A 20,135-nucleotide genomic window follows, 5' to 3' on the forward strand; every position below is an offset into this window, starting at 1 on the left:
GTTATGACTCCTGATCAAGATTTGGGAAAAGAACGCGCCCGACCCGATGGACAAGCGTTGAAGACACAGAAAGCAGCGAGAAGCCGATTAAAGGATGAAACACTGCGATCGGCAAAGATGTTTTGAGATGAATGGTGAGAAATTGCAGTCCGAGCAAGATCGGCAAGCTAATCGTCAGAATTCGGACTCGTTGAGGAAAGGCGCAGAGAAACACATAGCCCAAGAGGATCAGAGAAAGAGCACTGTATCCTCGAACTAGTAAAACGTGAATGTTCCACCAGTCGGTTTTGTAGAAGTAGGCAAGACCAACTGTGAGAACTTGGGCAATCAGACAGAGATTAAAGAGAATCGAAAGCGCATAAAATCCGATCTGGAGCCGATTACTGGATGTTTCGGCGTGAATGTGAGTCATCATTTCAGTGTTGCTCAGCAGTGTTATTGCTAAATTAAACGGAGAACTCATTCACGCCTAGACCTCGATCGAGTACTCTTATGGCAAATTTGCAACCTTTATTTGAAGCGATTTCCACTGCTAAAAACGAGCGAGAACTGCGATCGCAGGTGATTCCAGATTTAGGGAAATATTTCACTGCAACTCGATCGGGTCTCTTTTTCTTTGATCAGTTGCCGATGGTTGATCCCAAGCTACAAAAGGTGTTTGAAACGGCGCTTTCGGCTGATTACAATCCGGTTGTGCGGTATTTAGTCGATCGACATTCTCCGGTACATGATGAGGCAATTTCACCAAAAACTTGGAAATTAATTTGCCCGCGCCCGGATCATTGGCATGTCTTAGCAGGCCCGCTTGTGAATCGAGGCAAGCTAATTGGAGGGGTGGGATTTACGCGCACGCAAGACATGGAAGCTTTTGATACACAGAATTTGATTGATTTGAGTGCGATTTGTTTGCATCTTTCGACTTGGGTTGCCACGGTGCGATCGACGAGCTTACAGAGCGATCGCTTAACCGATCGAGAACTCGAAATTGCAACACTCGTCGCTCAAGGATTGACCAATGCAGAGATTGGCGCAAAGCTTTGGATTACTGAAAATTCAGTAAAGCAAGCACTTAAGCGAATGTTTCGCAAGTTAGAAGTTTCATCACGAGCAGAAATGGTAGCAATGCTCAAGGCTGTTGAAGTTGCGTCTTGAAATGCACGTGATAAACTGGGCAGAGAAGAACTGTGGGGTGAGATATGACTTCAGCAGTAATAGAAATTTTGAAGTCGATCGAGGCACTGTCTCACGCAGAGCAGCAAGAATTGATTCGAGCATTGTGCGATCGTGAGATGGATCAACCTTTGGAAGTCTCATTAGGAGCTGATCCAAGTTTTGATACATTTGACGCAGAGAGTAAGCGTGAAGCTTTGCGTCAGAAACTCTTGTCTGGATTGGAACAAGTACAACAGGGACGAGTTGTAGACGGAGAAGTCGTGTTTGAACGATTCCAGGCAAGGCTTCGTCAGATGAGCGAGTCGCAGGAATGAGTTATCGATTTTCTGAAGATGCGATCGCTGATCTAGAAGAGATCTTCGAGTATCTAGGAAACTATAGCGTTGAAGCTGCTGCGAAGTTGTTTGATCGAATTCGCCAACGAGCAAAGTTAACCGCACGTTTTCCAGAATCAGGCAGATCTTATGACGACCTAATTCCTGGTTTAAAGGGATTTGTCGTGGACAACTACATTGTGTTTTATGTTCGTTTCGGCGACGGCATTGAGATTTTGCGGGTCATTAGTGGTTATCGGGATCTGAAGTCAATCTTTGAACCGGATTAGCGCGATCGTCAGTGTTGCATCCTAAACCTGTTGAAGTAAATTCTTGATGATGTCTAAGTATTCAGGGGCAACGGTTGGAGCATTCGCAGTTGTTTCGATAATCAGATCGCCAACAGTTTCGATCGCACGTTCATTTAGAGAATCAATCAGCAATTCTGGCATGGTTAAATTCATTTCGGCAATTTGCTTCAAGATTGCGTTGGGATTGGGTTGAGTGACGATCGCGCTTAAAGCCTCCAACTCAGATTGGGGTAGCTGATTAATGAAATCGACCCATTCAGAAGTCGGTTGAGAATCAGCATCCGGTTCGAGTTCGCGCCGCATGGTCGAAAGTTCGAGATCGAGCAGTTCTTTCTGCTGACGACGATCGAGGATTTGATGCTCAAGCTGACCGAGTTCGGATTGCAGTGATGAGATTTGGGATTGAAGATTCTCGATCGCACCTTGTAGAGACTTAGAACTGCCCTCAACTTGCTGGCGCTTGGGTTCAGCCGATTCGAGAAATTGAGTGAGGTCTGAACGATATTTTTCCAGTTCTTTAACTTTGGGCTGGAGCGTTGCCAGTTGTATCTCTAACTGTTGTCGTTGTGCAAATAAAGCATTGACTTCTTTGGTTAATTCCGCTTTTTGGCTCTGTTGTTCAGCGAGTTGAGCTTGGAATTGATTGACTTGAGCTTGCGTTGTTTTCAATCCCAATTCAGCCCGTTGTTTTGCGGATAACGTTGCGGACAATGATTTATTTAATTCGGCTTCTTTTTGCTCTAATTCTTGCAGTTTCGTTTGCAGCACATAGATTTGATTCGCAGGAGAAGCTTGGGGAGAAGTAATATTCCAGCTTAATTCTTCTTTCTGCTGCCAGAGATTCGAGCTTTGAATCTGTAGATTACGGAGTTGAGTTTGCAGCGCATTCAGACTGTTAGAAATCTGATCGCGCTCTTGGGTCATCATCACCAACGCTTCGTAAGCTTCAGAGCGTTTGCGTTGTAGTGCCCGAATGTGCCCAGTTAATTCTTGCGATCGCTGGTTGAGCGCCTGCCGATGTTGTCCTTCTGCCACGGCTGCACCCACTAAGCTAGCAAACAGGGTGAGTGCCCCAGTGATCAAGGATCTTGAAAAGTCTCGCGTGATCAATAAACTAAGACAGAAACTCACACTGAGCGCAACAAAACTGAGTAACAAGCGGCTTTTGAACATTACAGGCGATGAGAAGGGGTCTGACTGACCATTTTATCCAAGACTCGTAAAATCAGAACCGCGATCGCAACGGTTGCAACTAAAAACAGCCAATATCCAGACGCGATCGCTCTAGATTGATCCAATGCCCAACCGCCTAAGGGCGGTCCAATAAAGTATCCCAATGCCCAGCACTGCGAATTAATGCCTAAATAAACCCCACGCAACGATTCGGGTGCTAAATCCACAACAAACGCTGACGCTGACGGCAAATACGTGACCAACGCAACCGCCAATACGCCAAATACGGCAACTGCCCACGCAAAATGGAAAGCGCCTGTGACCCACACGAGAGTAAATGCGATCGCCCAACATCCCGCAGACATTATCAGCACTCTGGTACGCCGGAACGAATTCAAAAATCGAGTCATCGGCAACTGAATCAGCACTGATAACGCGAGATATGCAGTGTACAAAATGCTAATCGTGGAGGGTTCAAATCCTCTATCACCATTGATTTTGACGAAATTCGTGAGATACAACGGCAACGTACTATCAATTTGCACGATGTAAGTTGTAAACATCGTATTGACGATCGCGAAAGTCAATAATCGGCGATCGCTCAAGGCAACTTTCCACCCGCTCCATTGAGAATGAGAATAAATCAATCGCTGCGTTTCTTGAATCATGAAATAAATCACAATTAAGAAAATGAGAAACGAAATTCCATCTACTACAAATAGTGCCCGATAGGCTCCTGTCGTACTGATTAACAATCCGCCTAACACTACTCCAATTCCCAGTCCTAACGTATCGGCGAGCCGAGTAATCGAATAGGCTTCATTGCGTTGTTCGGGTGTGGTCAGGTCTGCAACCGTCGCTTCTGTCGCAGGCCAGTAAAGTCCAGTTCCCAACCCCATCAACAGATTGCCAAGCACAAAGACTGGAAAATCATACGCTGTCGCAAAGGTGAAAGACGCGATCGCTGAAATCATCGCCGACATCAACAACGTCCGTCTGCGTCCCCAAAACTTAGAATCTGCAAACGTGCCCCCCAATACCCGTCCAACAACGCCTGAGATAGAGGCGCTGCCGATTCCGACTCCAACGGCTGTAGCAGAGAGTCCCACCTGATTGACAAAGAAAATCGGAGCGTAGAAGAGGGTGAATCCAGTTCCAACTTGAGAGAGTAAGCGACCAAAGGCAAGTAACCAAACCTGATGCTGAAGACGAGGGAGAAAAGGCATAAATTGAAATTCCATTCACGATCGCCGAAACGTAATCGCGATGAATTGTAATGCAGGCGCGAATCCAGCACGCCAGTATGACCAGGTATGGCTGCCCGATCGCACGCGATATTGATGGGCAATGTTTAATTGTCGCAACCGAATGTGGAACAGGGCAACCCCTTGATTGCGAAAATCTTGATCCCCACAGTCTAAATAGAGCTTAAGCACTTTAAAGCGCTCAGGGTCAGCGGCTTCGGCAATCCGGAACGGATCGTAGGATCTGTAGTGATCCGTCAAGCGATCGATACCCGTTAATCCCTGTCCATGCGCTGAAGCTCGATTCGATGCCCACTCTACATCAGTCATACTGACGATCATTTCATCCGTGTAAATCGAGGGGCTGAATGAAACGCAGGTTGAAAATATCTCTGGATATTTCAACGCATAGACGAGCGCACCGTATCCGCCCATCGACAGTCCTAGAATGCCTCGGAACCATTTCTCAGACTTGATCCGGTATTTCGATTCGATCGCAGGCATAAACTCTTGAAAGAAAAAATCTTCATAGCACAAAGAGCGATCGTAGTTATTGATGTAACGGCTGTTTCCTCCGTCGGGCATCACTAGAATCATTGGAGGAATGGTTCTATTGGCAATCAGTTCATCTGCGGTTAAATGGGTTTCCCCATAGCTAATCCAAGACGTATCATCAGATCGACTACCGTGCAGTAAGTAAACGACTGGATAAGACCGAACGGAAGTTTCGTAGTCGTTAGGAAGATAGATCGTATAGTGAATCGGTTTGCCTAAAATTTGACTCTGGATTGTGAGTCCTTCTTGAACGATGCCTCGTGCCATTCAATCCCCCGTAATTAAGATTTTTGGAGAACGATCGTATTGACTAACCGAAGAAATACGTCCAAATCCTCGATTTCATCTGCTCGAAAAACAACGTTCACAAAAGCAAGCGGGTTAAATCGTCCAGACGACTGTCCATATGTCTTGCGCCGAATTGCAAGATCCCCGTTTCCAGTTGTTAATTCAAGCTCCTGTGCTTCAATCCGTCCTGGCTCCCGATTCCGAAAAACAACATTGATAAATCCCGAACCCACTTCTAAATCAATGTCCTTCACAGTTGAAAACCGAGCAACACCCACCTGAGCAAACTCACTTTGTGCCCGTTGTAGCCGAATTGCTGTCCACACTCGTTCCGCAGCTTGAGCAAAAAGGTAGGCATCATTGACTAATAGATCTGGAGCCGCTCCGCTAATAGAGAAACGCTGTTTCATTGTGGTCTGATCCGACAAGAAGGGTTGATTGTTCCAGGAATATTCAAATGAAGTCCTGTGATAGAGTCCATTTCTATAGATGCGCGTCATACGCTTACGCAGTCCCGTTGTTTCTGAAAAGCGCAAAACCTCGCCCTTGATCCCTTTACGAGTTTGCCAGTAATGAGCAATTCCTAGTGCACCGACAAAAGAGCATTCAGATCTAGGAGGGCGAAACATGGTGATATACATCCACGCAAACAGTACTGTTGCCAACCCTCCTCCGAGCCAAGCCCAGATTGACCCTATACCAAAAGAGTTGAGTAGTATCCCAACTAAGAATCCAAACGCGATAACAACTAGGCTGAGGATAGCAAAGAGGAAGAGATAGAAAATACTGCTCAGCAATAATATCCAAGAAGAGAACATAGTCAGTACAAACTCCAGTAAAGTTTGCAAAATTGGCGTTCTCCTCGATCGATTGAGTTCCTCTGTAATGCCTACCCCTGATGCGCTAATCACTGCTCCAATCTCTGGAGGTGGCGATGCAAAGAAAAACGTATCAGGATGGAGCAGCACGCCGTTATGATCCCTCATCTGTGCTGGCGGAGTCCAAACTGTCTGATAAGGAGTTTTCATCAATATCGTCTCGTTGATCACTTCAGTTTCTCAAGTAATTTGATTACTTTTTGGTAATCTCCCGTATTCCCTTGCCTTTGAAATAAATCTGCGGCTTTTTGCAGATCTGCGATCGCGCCTTGTTTGTCGCCCAATCTAGCGCGTGTACTGCCTCGATCGAGGTACATACCAGCATCATCGAGCAAGATCTTAGAGGCTTGGTCATAGTCCTGGATTGCGCCTTGTTTATCCCCTAACTCATAGCGGATAAAGCCTCGATTGTTGTAGGGATTTGCAAAATTCGGCTGAAGTCTAATTGCTTGGTCATAGTCTTGGATTGCGCCTTGTTTATCTCCTAACTCAGAGCGAACAAATCCTCGATTGTTGTAGGCAAGGGCATAATCTGGCTTGACGCGAATCGCTTGACTATAGTCCTGGATAGCACTCTGTTTGTCTCCCGATTCGTAGCGGGCAAGTCCTCGATTGTAGTAAGCCTTGGCATAATCTGGCTTGAGTTTAATCGCTTGGTCATAGTCTTGGATTTCGCCCTGTTTATCCCTTACCATAGAGCGGGCAAGTCCTCGATTGTAGTAAGCTTGGGGGAAATCCGGCTTGAGCTTAATTGCTTCCGTCCAATCCTCGATCGCGCCTTGATAATCTCGCCTCCTAGCTTTTTCCTGTCCCCTATCAAAAAGCTCCTGGGCGCTCATTGCTGAAAAAGATGAATCTGTCGTCGTTGAAGGCTTTGATACCTGTGCTTGCACTGTAGGGGGAGACAGAGGAGTAGGCGATATTGTCGGTGAATTCGATGTTTGGGTTTGCCCCTGAGTACACGCACCCAAACTGATCGCGATCGCTAAACTCATGCTGCCTAAAACTTGACCGCTGAGATGCGATCGAAGGTTCTGATTCAGTTGTCTCATTATCTGCAACCCTATCTAAAGATTTCTTGAGCGGTTTCACTAACATAGCTCTGGGCAAAGCTTTGGGAACTTAGAAGGATCTAATCTGACGCGTCAGTCTCGCGGCGTTTTCAAGCTCCTGAAGCTTCACAAGGTAGGAGCAGGCATTCTTATTACCCTGTTGGCATCCACTCCAGAGAATCGAGCGACTTTGTTCCAGCTTGGCGCACTCTGTCGGGTCGTTGAAGTAACCGCAGCCATGAACCGCACCTGATCCAGCGATCGCAGCAGTATCATACCGATCAGCTTGCCTCGCTGGAACCTGCTGCTTTCTAACTCGGCGCTTTCTCAGAGGACGCTTCCGTCTAGACTTGAGTTCATTCACTTGAGTCGTGAACTGCTCTGAGGTTGGTGTTTGAGTTGATTCTGCACTCATTACAGGCAAACAAGTCAATAGTGCTAATGTAAGCAGCGCAAACGGAGCTAAAGCAGCCTTGATTCCAAATTTCATGATTGAACCTCTCGTCTTTACAAGATTGAACAAAAAACTATCGTTCTGAAGCTAGAGAGCTTATGCCTTTGTTTTGAGAACCGCTCATACTCTACAGGACGAGAAATGAATGACAAAATATTGTGCGAGATCTAGTTGAAGCGCAGTCCTGTACGATCGCCTAACTTGCCAGCATTTCATCTCTCCAATCGCTGATAAACATATGCCCCGGTGCGTGAGTGATGGCAAATTCAGGTTTAGCTCTTGCAATGGCAGTCTGAGTCGTAACTCCACAAGCCCAAAATACCGGAACTTCACCCTCTCGGATGGTCACTGCATCTCCATAGTCAGGACAAGATAAATCGGTGATTCCAAGTTGCTCTGGATTGCCAATGTGAATCGGTGAGCCATGAGCCTTGGCAAAGCGACTCGTGACTTCTACTGCTCGAATCGCATCCTGTGGAGTGAGCGGACGCATGGACACAACGAGAGGACTGGAGAACGTACGATTTGCTAAACAATCGATCGAGGTTTTGTACATCGGCACATTCTTACTTTCCTCAATGTGCCGAACGGATAGTCCTGCATTCAGCATTGCAGTCTCGAATGAGAAGGAACACCCAATCAAAAACGCAACCAGGTCATCTCTCCAAAACTCGCAAATGTCTGTGGTTTCCTCAATTAACTGACCGTGGCGAAAGATGCAATAACGCGGTAAATCAGTTCTAATATCTGCACCAAGCGCAATCAGTTTCGGCTCTGGATCACCCACGTCAGTCACATCTAGAATCGGACAAGGTTTGGGATTTCTCAAGCAAAATAGAAGAAATTCAAACGCCAAATCGTAAGGCAATACGACTAGATTCGCTTGTACATAACCAGGCGCAAGTCCAGGTGTCGGGCGATCCAGTTGACCCACCCGGCAAAGGTGGCGAAATTCAGTTGGAATCGTAGGATTGAGCATCAAAAAACTCCTTAGCTAGATACTTAGGGGCGAGACCATTCAAAAGCGCTAAATATTCGGACATTCACTGGGAATCCATCGACGCTCTGAGAAATCTGGTGTCGGGCAACTTATCGCTGGTGGCATTCCAATCACAAATAACCCGATTAACCATGGCAACACAGATGAAGCAAGCACTAAGCAGAGCACACCGTACACACTGGAGCAAAACACAGATGTATCTATCCCGCGTTGCAGGACATAGATCTTTGGCTTCTTTGGATAATAGAATACTGTGAGAGACTTTCTGAGCGAAGACTCCTTCATCGCTGCTGCTTCAGCATCGGCATAGCTGCTAAAGTGACAAGAGTCATCGCCTCTAGCTAGATATATATCACCACCAACAGTATATCCGTAGAAAATAGTGTAGCAATAATAGTCCCAAGTCCCGTCGCTAAGAGAGCGCACAAGAAAATCTGTTGCTTCTGCCTGAATTTCAGGCCATTTTTTGCTTCGAACGCCCCGCCAGAGCATCTGCAACGAGCACCAGATGAAGAGAATACCAGCACTCCCAAACATACAAAACATTACGAGGCGACCAATGATAGCGAAGATGATCATGGTATCTGAGTGGGTAATGAACTATCGTTTTCCTCATACATCACTCCTAACTTCTTAGCAGTGATAACCTTATCTTTCGCAGCACAGAGAACTGATGCGCTGTCTCAGATCGGAGGTGAGCAAATGTCAAAGTGAGCACCGTTCTGGATCTCCAAATCCACCGCCACCTGGTGTTTCAATCACAAATACATCACCCGGCTTGACTAAAACTTCTGCTTTGCTAGAGAGTGGTTCGATCGTGCCGTCTTGTCGTACCACTGAATTGCATCCCGTCTTGCCAGGTTGCCCCCCCATCAGTCCAAACGGGGGAACAATTCGATGCCCGGATAGAATTGCCGCCGTCATGGGTTCCCGAAACTGAATGCGCCGAACCACCCCATTGCCACCGTGATGTTGCCCCCTGCCGCCACTGTTCGATCGAATCGAAAATTCCTCAACCAGTACAGGAAATCGCCACTCTAGAACTTCTGGATCAGTCAGGCGAGAGTTGGTCATGTGGGTTTGTACCGCATCAGTGCCATCGAACGTTGCCCCCGCGCCAGAACCGCCACAGATGGTTTCATAGTACTGATGCTGTTGATTGCCAAAGGTGAAGTTGTTCATCGTGCCTTGAGAAGCCGCCAGAATACCCAACGCACCATAGAGAGCATTCGCGATCGCTTGTGAGGTCTCGACATTGCCAGCAACCACAGCAGCAGGCGGACGTGGGTTGAGGAAACACCCTTCAGGAACAATCATTTCGAGTGGCTTGAGGCAGCCTGCATTCAGCGGGATATCATCCTCGACTAAGCTACGGAAGACATAGAGAACCACCGCCTTGCAAATCGCCAATGGAGCATTCAGATTGCTCGATCGCTGTGGAGATGTCCCGGTGAAATCAATCCGAGCAGAGCGGGTCGCAGAATTGATCGTTAAATCAACACAAATCCGACTGTCATCATCCATTCGATACTCAAAGCGACCTGGCTTGAGACCCTTAATCACTCGCCGAACCGATTCTTCTGCATTGTCTTGAATGTACTGCATATAGTTCTGTACAGTTTCAAGCCCATAGGCGTGAACAATGCGACGAAGTTCTTGTACTCCTCGCTCATTCGCTGCAATTTGAGCTTGTAGATCGGCTAAGTTCTGAACCGAATTACGAACCGGATAGGGATGATTCGTGAACACTTCTAGTAGTTCTGCTTCTAGAAAGCGTCCCTGATCTACGATTTGTAGATTATCGAGGAGGATGCCTTCTTGGTCGATCGATTGACTATGCGGGGGCATCGAACCGGGTGTGATACCGCCAATATCCGCATGATGTCCGCGTGAAGCGACATAAAACATTGGCGTAGAGCAATCTGCTACAAATACCGGAGTGATGACTGTGATATCAGGTAAATGAGTCCCGCCATTGTAGGGATTATTGGAAGCATAAGCATCTCCAGGCTTTAGAGTTGTGCCTCTTGCCTGAATTAAACTACTCACACTTTCACTCATCGATCCTAAATGCACGGGAATATGCGGTGCATTGGCGACCAGTTGCCCAGAGTGATCAAAGATGGCACAAGAGAAGTCGAGCCGCTCTTTGATGTTGACGGAATAGCTTGTATTTTGCAGGGTGATGCCCATTTCTTCTGCGATCGCACGAACCAGATTGTTAAAAATCTCCAGCATCACGGGATCAGGCATCGCAGCAGGCAATGAGAGAGCAGCACCTTGAGTCTCTTCTACCTTGCTCAAAATCAGATAGTTCTGCTGCGTCAGTTCCGCACACCATCCGGGTTCAACGACGTTTGTTCCCGTGGGTTCGAGAATCAGGGCGGCTCCTGTAATGCGATCGCCCGGTCTGAGATCTTGACGACGATAGACCGGAGCTTGATGCCGAGCCTCTTTGGTGTAGATCGGAACGGTTGCAATTGCGATGAGTGGCGTGATTCTCTGATCGGAGAGCAACGGTTCTGCGATTGGGTTTGCGTGGGCGATAGCTTCGACAGAAACTGCCTCTACAATCAAGCTTTTTTCGGGCATTGAAAAGCCATAGCGCTGCTCGTAAATTGCCTCAAATTGCGATCGCATTGCTTCGACTTGATCGAAATCAACGCTCAATGCAGAATCCGTCCCTTGATAGCGCAGCCTTGCTTTGAAGACCGTTTGAATTTGATCGGCACTCACGCCCTGAGCAATAATTTCTGCTCGACTATCTAAGTCGAGTGCGGCTAAAGCTTGTTCTAGTTCAGGCATCTTCGTTTCGTCCAGATTCGCTTCGATCGCTCGATCTTTCAACGTTCGCACATCAGCTAATCCAATCCCGTAAGCGGATAAAACGCCTGCAAACGGATGAATAAAAATCTTGGTCATGCCCAATGCTTCTGCAATCAAGCAGGCATGTTGTCCACCTGCTCCCCCAAAGCAACAGAGCGTGTACTGGGTCACGTCATAGCCGCGTTGAACGGAGATTTTTTTAATCGCATTTGCCATTTTGTCGATCGCAATTGCCAGAAAGCCAGCCGCGACCTGTTCATCGGTGCGATGGTCCCCGGTAGCCGTCCGAATTTCTGCACTGAGCGCTGCAAATTTTTGTTCAACGATCGTGCGATCGAGCGGCAGATTTCCTTCCACTCCAAACACCTGCGGAAAGAACTCAGGCTGAACTTTTCCTAGACGAACATTGCAATCGGTCACGGTTAGCGGTCCACCCTTGCGATAGCACGCAGGACCCGGATTAGCACCCGCCGATTCAGGTCCAACTCGATAGCGCGACCCATCAAACCGCAGGATTGATCCCCCTCCGGCTGCGACCGTGTGAATCGACATCATCGGCGCACACAGTCTAACTCCTGCGACTTCAGTTTCTAAGGTTCGCTCGTACTCGCCATTGTAGTGAGACACATCGGTGGAAGTGCCGCCCATATCAAAACCAATAATTTTGTCAAACCCTGCTGTGGTACTGGTTTTCACAGCCCCGACAATGCCCCCCGCAGGGCCTGAGAGAATACTATCTTTCCCTTGAAATCGCGCTGCTTCAGTCAGTCCACCATCTGATTTCATAAACTCTAGCTTGGTTGTCGAGCGAGGCAATGCCGTGCCCACTTGCTCGACATAGCGCCGTAGAATCGGAGAAAGGTAGGCATCGACGACAGTTGTATCGCCTCGACGAATCAGCTTCATCAATGGACTGACTTCATGAGAAATAGAAACCTGCTGGAAGCCTACTTTACGGGCGAGACCTGCAATCTGTTGTTCGTGTTTTGGGTAGCGGTAACTATGCAGTAGTGCGATCGCAACTGCCCGAATTCCATCTTGGTAAGCCTGTTGAAGAAGAGTGGTCAATCGCAGTTCTTCCTCAGAGGTGATGGAGACCAGTTCTTCTCCTTGTGCCGTGTAGCGTTCTTGAACCTCAATCACTCGTTCATAGACTCGCTCAGGTAAAACGATCTGACGCGCAAAAATATTCGGTCGATTTTGATAGCCGATCGCGAGCGCATCCCGAAAGCCTTGAGTCGTCAGCAGTAAAGTTCGCTCTCCTTTGCGCTCTAGTAGGGCGTTCGTCGCAACTGTCGTGCCCATTTTTACGACTTCAACTGTTCCCGGCGGAATCGCGCGATCGCTCGATAGTCCCAGGATGTCTCGAATGCCTTGAATCACGGCATCTTGATACTGTTCGGGCTGCTCTGAAAGTAGCTTATAAATAATGATCCAGGAGCGATCGGCAAGGGGAGTGACCTGGAAGCGACCCGCAATCATTGAGAGGCGATCGACGATTCCTTGATCATCGGTCACTGCAACTAAATCGGTAAACGTCCCCCCTCGGTCTGCAAATACTTTTAGCATAATTGCCTCGACTAACCCATTGAGTTTAGGTGTTGCTTGTATTTTAGGATTGCCATATCCTACAGGATGAAAATTGAATGACAAAATATCTTTTAGGATATAGTTGACAATGCAGTTTCAAGAACTCAGCGAGATTGAGCTTCGACAGATTTGCTACTTCATGGAAGTTGTGCAGAACCACAACAACTTCACCGAAGCGGCAAAGCGCATCGGCATTAAGCAACCACCACTGAGCAAGCGGATTCAGGCGCTAGAAGCATTTCTCAGCCGCAATCAACCGAATCCAGTGAAGTTATTCGATCGCAGCAAGCGTCCCATCGAGTTAACCGAAGCAGGTCAAGTCTTTCGTTCTGAAGTGCAGCAAGCATTGAGGCATCTAGAGCAAGCAATGTCTACTGCCCGACAAGCGAGCCAAGGAAAGATTGGACGATTAAGCATTGGAATGAATAATGCCATTGCTAATACAACTTTGCCTGAAATTGTGCAAGCCTTCACCCAACGGTTTCCCAATGTAGAACTAGAACTGCATGAGATCACGATCCAGCAAGAAGTTCAGATGCTGAAGCAGCATCAATTGGATGTCATCTTTCAGCGTTTTTCGAGTTTTGAAGAGACCGATCCCGCATTGAGCGTTCAGCCGATTCTGGAGGAATATTTTGTCGTGGCGCTACCCATTCATCATGTGCTGGCAAATCAGCCGACCGTTCCATTGACGGCGATCGCAAATGAATCGATCCTCTTACCTTCCCTGGATGTGCTGCCTTTTTATGAAAAAATCATCACGCTTTGCCGCGAGGCAGGATTTGAACCGAAAATTAATCCGACCGTAAGTGTAACAGGTGTCGTCACTCTGCTCAGCCTCATCGCATCAGGGGTTGGCGTGTCTATCCTGCCCAATCATGTACAAACGCTCCAGCGAGAAGGTGTCGTATATCGAGCGATCCAGAATGCAACGCTGAACCGACAGATCGCGATCGTGTGGCGACAAGAGGATTCATCGATTGTTTTACGTCAATTTCTCAAAGTCGTACAGGAGGTCATGAATTTGTCGCTGCAAGATTCTTGGTAATCCAGGCAAGTCATCCAAAATCGAGCGGTGGAGTCGTGCTGCATAACGCTCGATCGTCTTCCCTAACAGTACAGTGTAGTCCAGACAGGAAGATTTCCATGAACGCTCGTACCCTTTTGAACTTGGCTTTGTCTATCGCGATCGCCACTCCAATCGCACTGCCTGCATCGGCTGAAGTCGTTCTCTCTAGCACAACTTCAGTCACGAGATCCCAACAAGGCGCATTGATTCCTCAAACTGCCGGGGTAATTATTAAGCTGCCAGGAGCAGTCAATGTGGATGTTGGACAAAAGCAGGACTTTCCGCTTACCGTTCCGCTCGCGCAGCCGTTGATGGATTTGCAAGGGAATGAAGTCGTGCCAGCCAATACGCCCGTTTCGGTGAAGCTGAAGCCCGAAAATGGTGGAGCGCGAATTGTCGCAGAGTCGATTGTTGTACGGGGTCAGATTGTTCCGATTCAAGCGACAACTGCGATCATTCCAGGAACCACGATCGAACAAGTCAGCGGCGCAGAACGGGCACGCGAAAATAGCGGCATGATGGGCAATTTATTTGGCTCAGTTTTGGGTGCGACCGCTCGCAGCAGCCGCAAAGCAGAAATGTTTGATCAAGGAGGCATGATTGGTGGTGCGATCGGCATTCTCAGTGGGATGAGTTCTCCAAAGAACATTCGAGTCGTGCAATTGCCCGCAGATAGCGTGTATGTTTTATCACTGCAAGCACCGATTTCATTACCAATGATCGCGATCGCTCCACAACCTGCCCCTCAAGCAGAACAGCCAGAATTTAACTTTCGTAATAGTTCAGAATATCATCAAGGAATTGAGAGTGTGATCGCTGGATTCAAGCAAGGAAAGCTGTCTCAGGCAGAAGCGCGTCGCGTTATTGCGGCAGCCGATCACTATGCAACCCATCAATTAACCCCAAAACTTTATCCACTTGCAGGCTTACGTCGCCAAGTCGGGCAACTGTTCGATTATACTTACGCAATTGATCAAAAATGATCAGGTGCTGTGTCGCGATCTACTCTTTGAAATACTTATCCTATGCCTCGCGCTGTTAATCGTTCAACGGTTTTAGAAACTGGACAAGCTAAACTTTGGATCTTGCTGATTGGGATCAATCGATATCGAGATTCAAGACTGCCCTCTTTACAATATTCCGCGATCGACTGTCAGGGTCTCGCCGAAGCCTTAATTGATGCTACGCAGGCATTTCCTCAGCGATCGATGCAGATCCGGCACGACTTTGGAGTACCAGCGACGCTCCAGCAAGTTCGAGACAGTTTAGCGGCGATCGTGGAATCTGCTCAAAGCCGGGATACGGTGCTGATTTACTTTTCTGGGCATGGGATTTTAGAGGACGAACAGCCTGTCCTATGCTTAGCTGATACTCAGAAAGATGACTTGCTCAATACAGGATTGAGTATTGCTGAGCTTTTAGAACAGCTAGGTCAGTGTCAAGCTCAGCAGCAGATTGTCTGGTTAGATGCGTGTCACAGTGGAGGCATGACGCTCAGAGGCGCAACACTTCCTAATCCAACGGCTCAGATGATGGGATTGCTCGGACAGCGCGCGGTGCAAAGTCAGGGATTTTATGCGTTGCTCTCTTGTGATCAGTCTCAGCAGTCTTGGGAGTTTCCAGAGTTGGGGCATGGCGTATTTACTTACTTTCTGATGCAAGGATTACGAGGCGCGGCAGCAGATGCCAGTGGCGCGATCGATGCAGATGGATTGTATAAATATGTTTATCATCAGACGCTTCAGTACATCGATAAAAGCAATCAACAACTGCGATTGATCAATCAGCAGAAGCGAGGACGCGGTGAAACGCACTTACAGCCTGAATATCCCTTGCAAACTCCGAAGCGAATCGTTGAGGGGTTTGGGCAGTTTACGTTAGGCGTGAAATCGACCTCGATCGCGCTTTTGCCTTCTCGACAAGCCATCATCATTGATGTGTTGCGCGATCATCGCCTGACTTTGCAATTTAGTAAGTTGCTCAGTAGTGTGGGTGGGTTTGAACTGGTGTATCAATCGAGCGATTGGGAAACGGTGCGATCGCAAATTCAATTCAAGCTCGAAACCCCCGAAGCAACAAGCGTTTTAGTCTACATCCGTGGCAGAATTGCCATCGTGCAAGATGAGCCTTGTGTGATTTTGGGAGAAGGAGAGCGGATTACGCGATCGTGGTTGCGAACGGCTTTACGTCAGAGTGAAATTGCTCAGCAGATTGTGATCCTCGATTGTCCTGGGGCAGATACTTTACCAGAGTGGGTTGAAGAATTACGACGAGAGCAAGGGCAATGTTTGATCGCAGCAGCAGCGCCTCGGAATGAACCGGAACTATTTACGCGATCGCTGATTGAGACGTTAAATCGCGCCGAAAATCAGAGCGGCTTTCCTGTTGCAGCTTGGATTACTCAGCTTCAATTAGCGCTTGCAGGCAAGATGTCGCTGCATGTCTGGTTATCGGGCACTCAGGGCGTAATTGATATCTTTCCAGAACAGCAGACGGTCAAACCTTCAGAGATTGGAGTGTGTCCGTATCGAGGGCTGCAAGCGTTTAGCGAAGACGATGCAGAGTTCTTCTATGGTCGGGAAGCTCTGACTCAGCAGCTTTTACAAGCCGTTCAGCAGGATGCTTGCCTCGCAGTCGTCGGGGCTTCGGGCAGTGGAAAATCTTCGGTTGTGCAAGCCGGATTAATTGCACAGTTGCGACAAGGAAAGCGAATTCCGGGAAGCGAACAATGGTGGATTGGGCGGATGCGTCCGGGCGATCAACCGTTTGAGTCATTGGTGAAATGTTTGGCACAACCCGGAGAACAAGACCAGATTGAAGGCTTGATGTATCAGGGGACAGAAGGCTTTGTGCAATGGTTGCGAACTCGCACTGAGCCGATGGTGTTACTGGTGATCGATCAGTTTGAGGAGATATTTACGCTGGCTTCAGACTACGATCGCCGAGATTTTCTCAACATCATTTTAGAAGCACTGGACTATACTTCCGATCGCTTTAAACTGGTGCTCACGCTCAGAGCCGATTTTGTCGCAGCCGCATTGGAAATTCCTCAGCTCGCAGGGATTTTACAGCGATCGAGCATTCTGGTTCCGCCTTGTTTGAGTGATGAAGACTATCGGCAAGTGATTGTGCGTCCGGCTGAACAAGTTGGATTAAAAGTCGAAGCAAGTTTAGTCGAAGTCTTGCTACAAGAGCTAGATCGTACCCCCGGAGATTTGCCGCTGTTAGAATTCGTTTTAGAACAACTGTGGCAGAAGCGCAAAACAGGGGAATTAACCCTCAAAACTTATCAGTCTGAGATTGGGGGCTTGCAAGGCGCATTAGAAAACAAAGCACAAGCAACTTATGATCAGTTGCGTCCCGATGAACAAGACTGTGCGCGCTGGATTTTTCTATCGTTAACTCAGTTAGGCGAAGGGACAGAAGATACGCGCCGTCGAGTTTTGAAAGCGGATCTCGACGTTGCCAAATATCCGCCGAATCTCATCGATCGCACATTGCACGCACTCAGTGATGCCAAGTTGATTGTCATTAACACCGAAGAGCTGCCGACAAGTCGAGGAGAGTTAACGACAACTGAAATTCCACCTGTAGTGACGATCGAGGTGGCTCATGAAATTCTGATTCGTCATTGGTCTACGTTGCGCTGGTGGCTGACTGAGAACCGCAAACGGCTGCAAGTCCAACGCCCGATCGAGCAATCCGCGATCGATTGGCATAAAAACAATCGCCCGTCTGATCTCCTGCTGCGAGGTATGCGCTTAGCAGAAGCAGAAGAACTCTATGTGAAATACACCGATGAACTGACGCGAGAAACCCAGGAGTTTATTGCCGCCAGTCTTGACGCACGGCAAGGCGAACAGCTTGCACTCAAGCGCCGTTTGCGTCGCGCTCAGCAGGCAATTTTAGCGATCGCATCTCTAGCCATTGCAGCAATCGGTTTCGGAAGCCTCGCTGCTTGGAATCAGCGGAATGCTCAAATTCGTGAAATTCAGGCACTCTCAGCCTCTTCAGAAGCATTGTTAAACTCAAATCAGCAGCTCGAATCACTAGCAGATGGAATCAAAGCAGGACACCAATTACAACGACTCGATCGACCTTGGAATTTTCTACCTTTCGATGTGAAAACGACTGCGATCGCAACGCTGCAACAAGCGATTTCTCAAACTCAAGAATCCAATCGTCTCGAAGGTCATGCTCAACAAGTCAATGATGTGCAGATGAGTGCAGATGGACAACTGATCGCAACCGTGAGCAATGATAATTTAGTAAAACTTTGGTCACGGGAAGGGGCAGCGATTCAAACGTTAACGGATCATCGCGATCGTGTTTTAGCTGTGACATTCAGTGCTGACAATCAACAGATTGCAACGGCAAGTGCAGATAAAACCATCAAAATTTGGAATCGGGATGGAAAATTAATCCACACCTTGAATGGACATCGAGACTGGGTGACTGATGTGCAATTTAGCGAGAATGGTCGATCGCTGATTTCTAGTAGCCGAGATGGAACCATTAAGCTTTGGCAATTGGATCAAAAGAAAGAAGTTCAGACCTTTAGAGGGCATCGAGGATGGGTGAATCAGATTACCTTTGGACAAAGCGATCGCCAAATTCTCTCCGGCGGTGAGGACGGAACGATCAAGATTTGGGAAGTTGGAAAATCTGGAGCGATTAGGAGTTTTAATGCTCATCGAGAGCGAGTGACGAGCGTGAGCATCGCTCCAAATCGGCAATCGATTCTCAGCAGTGGCGACAATCTAGCAAAGCTTTGGACATTGAGCGGCAAAGAGATTGCTACTTTTGAGGGACATCGCGATCAGGTGAATACAGCCATTTACAGTCCTGACGGGCGGACGATCGCGACTGGCTCCATCGATCAGACCATTCGACTCTGGAATTTAGAAGGCGCACTGCTCGCAACCATTCAAGGGCACGGTGCAGCCGTAATGAATCTCAGTTTTAGTCCGGCTGGAACTCAGCTTTTAAGTGCCAGTGCAGACAAAACTGCGCGAGTTTGGCAAGTCAGTACGCTCGCAAAATTGAATACTGGATTTTCTGCCTTAGCAGTGAATGGATCGATGATTGCGATCGCGACTCCAGATCAAACGATCCAAGTCCAACAAGACGGCAATCTTCGCATTCTCAAAGGCCATACGGCTCCCATTACTCAACTTCGGTTCAGCGGCGATACCTTAATCTCAGCGAGTGCAGATAAAACCATTCGGATTTGGAATGCCAAAACAGGCGAACCGATCAAAACGATTGCCGCACATGGCGATCGCGTCACTGCCTTGAGCGTTGATCACACTCGTAAGACCTTTGCTTCAGGCAGTGCCGATAAAACTATCAAGATTTGGTCAATAGATGGCAATGCGATCGCAACGTTGCAAGGTCACACCGATGAAGTAACCGCCCTCAGTTTTCTTGCAGATGGACGCTTAGCTTCTGGCAGTATCGATAAAAGCATTCGATTGTGGAATGTGGATCAAAAAACCTCAACGGTGCTTGGAGAACATCGATTAGCCATTTCTGATCTCGCTGTAAATGGCGATACTCTAGCTTCAGCCAGTTGGGATAATACGATTCAGCTTTGGTCAATCCAAGAAGCCCGCTCAAAGCATACGTTGATTGGACACAACAACGGAGTGACCTCTTTAAGCTTTCACAATTCAGTACTCGCATCAGGCAGTAGTGATAGCACAATTAAGCTCTGGAATGCGGAAACTGGGGAATTGATCAAGACCTTAAATGGCACTCAGGATAGGGTTGCGAGCGTGGCATTTCAGGGCAATACTCTGCTGAGCACAAGCGATCGAGCCGGATTGACGACTTGGGATTTCGATTTAGAGCGCTTGATGAAGCAGAGTTGCGATCGCGTGCAGTTTTTTGCGCGATCGCACTCTGATTTAGCGAAGCTGTGTAATTGATAGAGCAGTCCTAAGTAGATGGACGTGATTAAGTATCAGTCCAGCGAGTCCTCTCACTTCGTTGCTCACCCGCCCCGGAATGAATTCGGGGCTAACACTGCGAAGTCCACTGAACTGGACTAACAGCCAATCGCAACGTCTTCTTCAGTGGGTTTCAACCTACTTCGCACAGCTAGCCCGAACTTCCAGTTCAGGGCGAGACGCAAACGCAGCGACTATCTTGCGCCTATCTGCTTAAATTGGTAAGGAGTAGGATGCTTGTTGCCTTGCTAGCTCCC

16 protein-coding genes are annotated in these 20,135 nt (G+C 47.9%); 6 read left to right on the forward strand and 10 right to left on the reverse strand.

Annotation, left to right across the window (positions count from 1 at the left end; all coding sequences use genetic code 11):
- Nucleotide 1: 1 nt before the first annotated feature.
- Nucleotides 2-463 carry a DUF6220 domain-containing protein gene (locus tag J0L70_RS01200; RefSeq protein WP_242044854.1) on the reverse strand — a complete coding sequence of 154 codons (462 nt, stop codon included), beginning with the start codon at nt 461-463 and terminating at the stop codon, nt 2-4.
- Between the two features lie 29 nt (nt 464-492).
- Between J0L70_RS01200 and J0L70_RS01205 the strand changes: the two genes are divergently transcribed.
- From J0L70_RS01205 to J0L70_RS01215, 3 genes are read left to right on the forward strand one after another with little or no spacing between them, the layout of a single operon-like run.
- Nucleotides 493-1,152 (forward strand): helix-turn-helix transcriptional regulator, encoded by a 660-nt coding sequence (locus J0L70_RS01205; protein ID WP_287452747.1) that lies wholly within the window; start codon nt 493-495, stop codon nt 1,150-1,152.
- A 44-nt stretch (nt 1,153-1,196) separates the two neighbouring features.
- Nucleotides 1,197-1,487 carry a hypothetical protein gene (locus J0L70_RS01210; RefSeq protein ID WP_017290527.1) on the forward strand — a complete coding sequence of 97 codons (291 nt, stop codon included), beginning with the start codon at nt 1,197-1,199 and terminating at the stop codon, nt 1,485-1,487.
- A complete protein-coding gene (locus tag J0L70_RS01215; RefSeq protein WP_017290526.1) occupies nt 1,484-1,777 on the forward strand; it encodes a type II toxin-antitoxin system RelE/ParE family toxin in 294 nt (97 codons plus the stop codon). Before J0L70_RS01210 ends, J0L70_RS01215 begins: the two co-directional genes overlap by 4 nt.
- 21 nt (nt 1,778-1,798) lie before the next feature.
- Here J0L70_RS01215 and J0L70_RS01220 read toward each other — a convergent pair whose 3' ends face one another.
- The 9 genes from J0L70_RS01220 to J0L70_RS01260 form a co-directional block, all read right to left on the reverse strand.
- The gene (locus J0L70_RS01220; protein ID WP_287452748.1) at nt 1,799-2,971 is read right to left on the reverse strand and encodes a tellurite resistance TerB C-terminal domain-containing protein; all 1,173 of its coding nucleotides are present in this window, start codon (nt 2,969-2,971) and stop codon (nt 1,799-1,801) included.
- The gene (locus J0L70_RS01225) at nt 2,971-4,197 is read right to left on the reverse strand and encodes an MFS transporter (RefSeq protein ID WP_287452749.1); all 1,227 of its coding nucleotides are present in this window, start codon (nt 4,195-4,197) and stop codon (nt 2,971-2,973) included. Before J0L70_RS01225 ends, J0L70_RS01220 begins: the two co-directional genes overlap by 1 nt.
- A 15-nt stretch (nt 4,198-4,212) precedes the next feature.
- A complete protein-coding gene (locus J0L70_RS01230) occupies nt 4,213-5,037 on the reverse strand; it encodes an alpha/beta hydrolase (RefSeq protein ID WP_017290523.1) in 825 nt (274 codons plus the stop codon).
- Nucleotides 5,038-5,051: 14 nt separating this feature from the next.
- Complete coding sequence (locus J0L70_RS01235) at nt 5,052-6,086, reverse strand: hypothetical protein (protein WP_287452751.1); 1,035 nt, start codon at nt 6,084-6,086, stop codon at nt 5,052-5,054.
- A 17-nt stretch (nt 6,087-6,103) separates the two neighbouring features.
- Nucleotides 6,104-6,988 (reverse strand): tetratricopeptide repeat protein, encoded by an 885-nt coding sequence (locus J0L70_RS01240; protein WP_287452753.1) that lies wholly within the window; start codon nt 6,986-6,988, stop codon nt 6,104-6,106.
- A 70-nt stretch (nt 6,989-7,058) separates the two neighbouring features.
- Nucleotides 7,059-7,478, reverse strand: a complete 420-nt coding sequence (locus J0L70_RS01245) for a hypothetical protein (RefSeq protein WP_268180419.1) — start codon at nt 7,476-7,478, stop codon at nt 7,059-7,061.
- A 160-nt stretch (nt 7,479-7,638) separates the two neighbouring features.
- Nucleotides 7,639-8,421 carry a putative hydro-lyase gene (locus J0L70_RS01250; protein WP_017290519.1) on the reverse strand — a complete coding sequence of 261 codons (783 nt, stop codon included), beginning with the start codon at nt 8,419-8,421 and terminating at the stop codon, nt 7,639-7,641.
- Between the two features lie 48 nt (nt 8,422-8,469).
- On the reverse strand, nt 8,470-9,021 hold the full coding sequence (locus J0L70_RS01255; protein ID WP_287452755.1) for a DUF3592 domain-containing protein: 552 nt from the start codon (nt 9,019-9,021) through the stop codon (nt 8,470-8,472).
- A 126-nt stretch (nt 9,022-9,147) separates the two neighbouring features.
- Nucleotides 9,148-12,921, reverse strand: coding sequence for a hydantoinase B/oxoprolinase family protein (locus J0L70_RS01260; protein ID WP_353736601.1), 3,774 nt, complete (start codon nt 12,919-12,921; stop codon nt 9,148-9,150).
- A gap of 25 nt (nt 12,922-12,946) precedes the next feature.
- Between J0L70_RS01260 and J0L70_RS01265 the strand changes: the two genes are divergently transcribed.
- The 3 genes from J0L70_RS01265 to J0L70_RS01275 all read left to right on the forward strand — a co-directional run bounded on the left by J0L70_RS01265 (nt 12,947) and on the right by J0L70_RS01275 (nt 19,857).
- Nucleotides 12,947-13,906 (forward strand): LysR family transcriptional regulator, encoded by a 960-nt coding sequence (locus tag J0L70_RS01265; RefSeq protein WP_287452756.1) that lies wholly within the window; start codon nt 12,947-12,949, stop codon nt 13,904-13,906.
- Nucleotides 13,907-14,004: 98 nt separating this feature from the next.
- The gene (locus J0L70_RS01270; RefSeq protein WP_017290515.1) at nt 14,005-14,910 is read left to right on the forward strand and encodes a hypothetical protein; all 906 of its coding nucleotides are present in this window, start codon (nt 14,005-14,007) and stop codon (nt 14,908-14,910) included.
- A gap of 42 nt (nt 14,911-14,952) precedes the next feature.
- Nucleotides 14,953-19,857, forward strand: coding sequence for an nSTAND1 domain-containing NTPase (locus J0L70_RS01275; RefSeq protein ID WP_287452757.1), 4,905 nt, complete (start codon nt 14,953-14,955; stop codon nt 19,855-19,857).
- Nucleotides 19,858-20,135 lie beyond the last annotated feature (278 nt).

The sequence above is a fragment of the Leptolyngbya sp. UWPOB_LEPTO1 genome (assembly GCF_017302695.1).
GTDB lineage: Bacteria > Cyanobacteriota > Cyanobacteriia > Leptolyngbyales > Leptolyngbyaceae > Leptolyngbya > Leptolyngbya boryana.

What these genes read in the sequence shown, in the direction of transcription:
- J0L70_RS01200 (WP_242044854.1), bottom strand. Translation starts at nt 463, where the DNA reads ATGAGTTCTCCGTTTAATTTAGCAATAACACTGCTGAGCAACACTGAA.
- J0L70_RS01205 (WP_287452747.1), top strand. Translation starts at nt 493, where the DNA reads ATGGCAAATTTGCAACCTTTATTTGAAGCGATTTCCACTGCTAAAAAC.
- J0L70_RS01210 (WP_017290527.1), top strand. Translation starts at nt 1,197, where the DNA reads ATGACTTCAGCAGTAATAGAAATTTTGAAGTCGATCGAGGCACTGTCT.
- J0L70_RS01215 (WP_017290526.1), top strand. Translation starts at nt 1,484, where the DNA reads ATGAGTTATCGATTTTCTGAAGATGCGATCGCTGATCTAGAAGAGATC.
- J0L70_RS01220 (WP_287452748.1), bottom strand. Translation starts at nt 2,971, where the DNA reads ATGTTCAAAAGCCGCTTGTTACTCAGTTTTGTTGCGCTCAGTGTGAGT.
- J0L70_RS01225 (WP_287452749.1), bottom strand. Translation starts at nt 4,197, where the DNA reads ATGCCTTTTCTCCCTCGTCTTCAGCATCAGGTTTGGTTACTTGCCTTT.
- J0L70_RS01230 (WP_017290523.1), bottom strand. Translation starts at nt 5,037, where the DNA reads ATGGCACGAGGCATCGTTCAAGAAGGACTCACAATCCAGAGTCAAATT.
- J0L70_RS01235 (WP_287452751.1), bottom strand. Translation starts at nt 6,086, where the DNA reads ATGAAAACTCCTTATCAGACAGTTTGGACTCCGCCAGCACAGATGAGG.
- J0L70_RS01240 (WP_287452753.1), bottom strand. Translation starts at nt 6,988, where the DNA reads ATGAGACAACTGAATCAGAACCTTCGATCGCATCTCAGCGGTCAAGTT.
- J0L70_RS01245 (WP_268180419.1), bottom strand. Translation starts at nt 7,478, where the DNA reads ATGAAATTTGGAATCAAGGCTGCTTTAGCTCCGTTTGCGCTGCTTACA.
- J0L70_RS01250 (WP_017290519.1), bottom strand. Translation starts at nt 8,421, where the DNA reads ATGCTCAATCCTACGATTCCAACTGAATTTCGCCACCTTTGCCGGGTG.
- J0L70_RS01255 (WP_287452755.1), bottom strand. Translation starts at nt 9,021, where the DNA reads ATGATCATCTTCGCTATCATTGGTCGCCTCGTAATGTTTTGTATGTTT.
- J0L70_RS01265 (WP_287452756.1), top strand. Translation starts at nt 12,947, where the DNA reads ATGCAGTTTCAAGAACTCAGCGAGATTGAGCTTCGACAGATTTGCTAC.
- J0L70_RS01270 (WP_017290515.1), top strand. Translation starts at nt 14,005, where the DNA reads ATGAACGCTCGTACCCTTTTGAACTTGGCTTTGTCTATCGCGATCGCC.
- J0L70_RS01275 (WP_287452757.1), top strand. Translation starts at nt 14,953, where the DNA reads ATGCCTCGCGCTGTTAATCGTTCAACGGTTTTAGAAACTGGACAAGCT.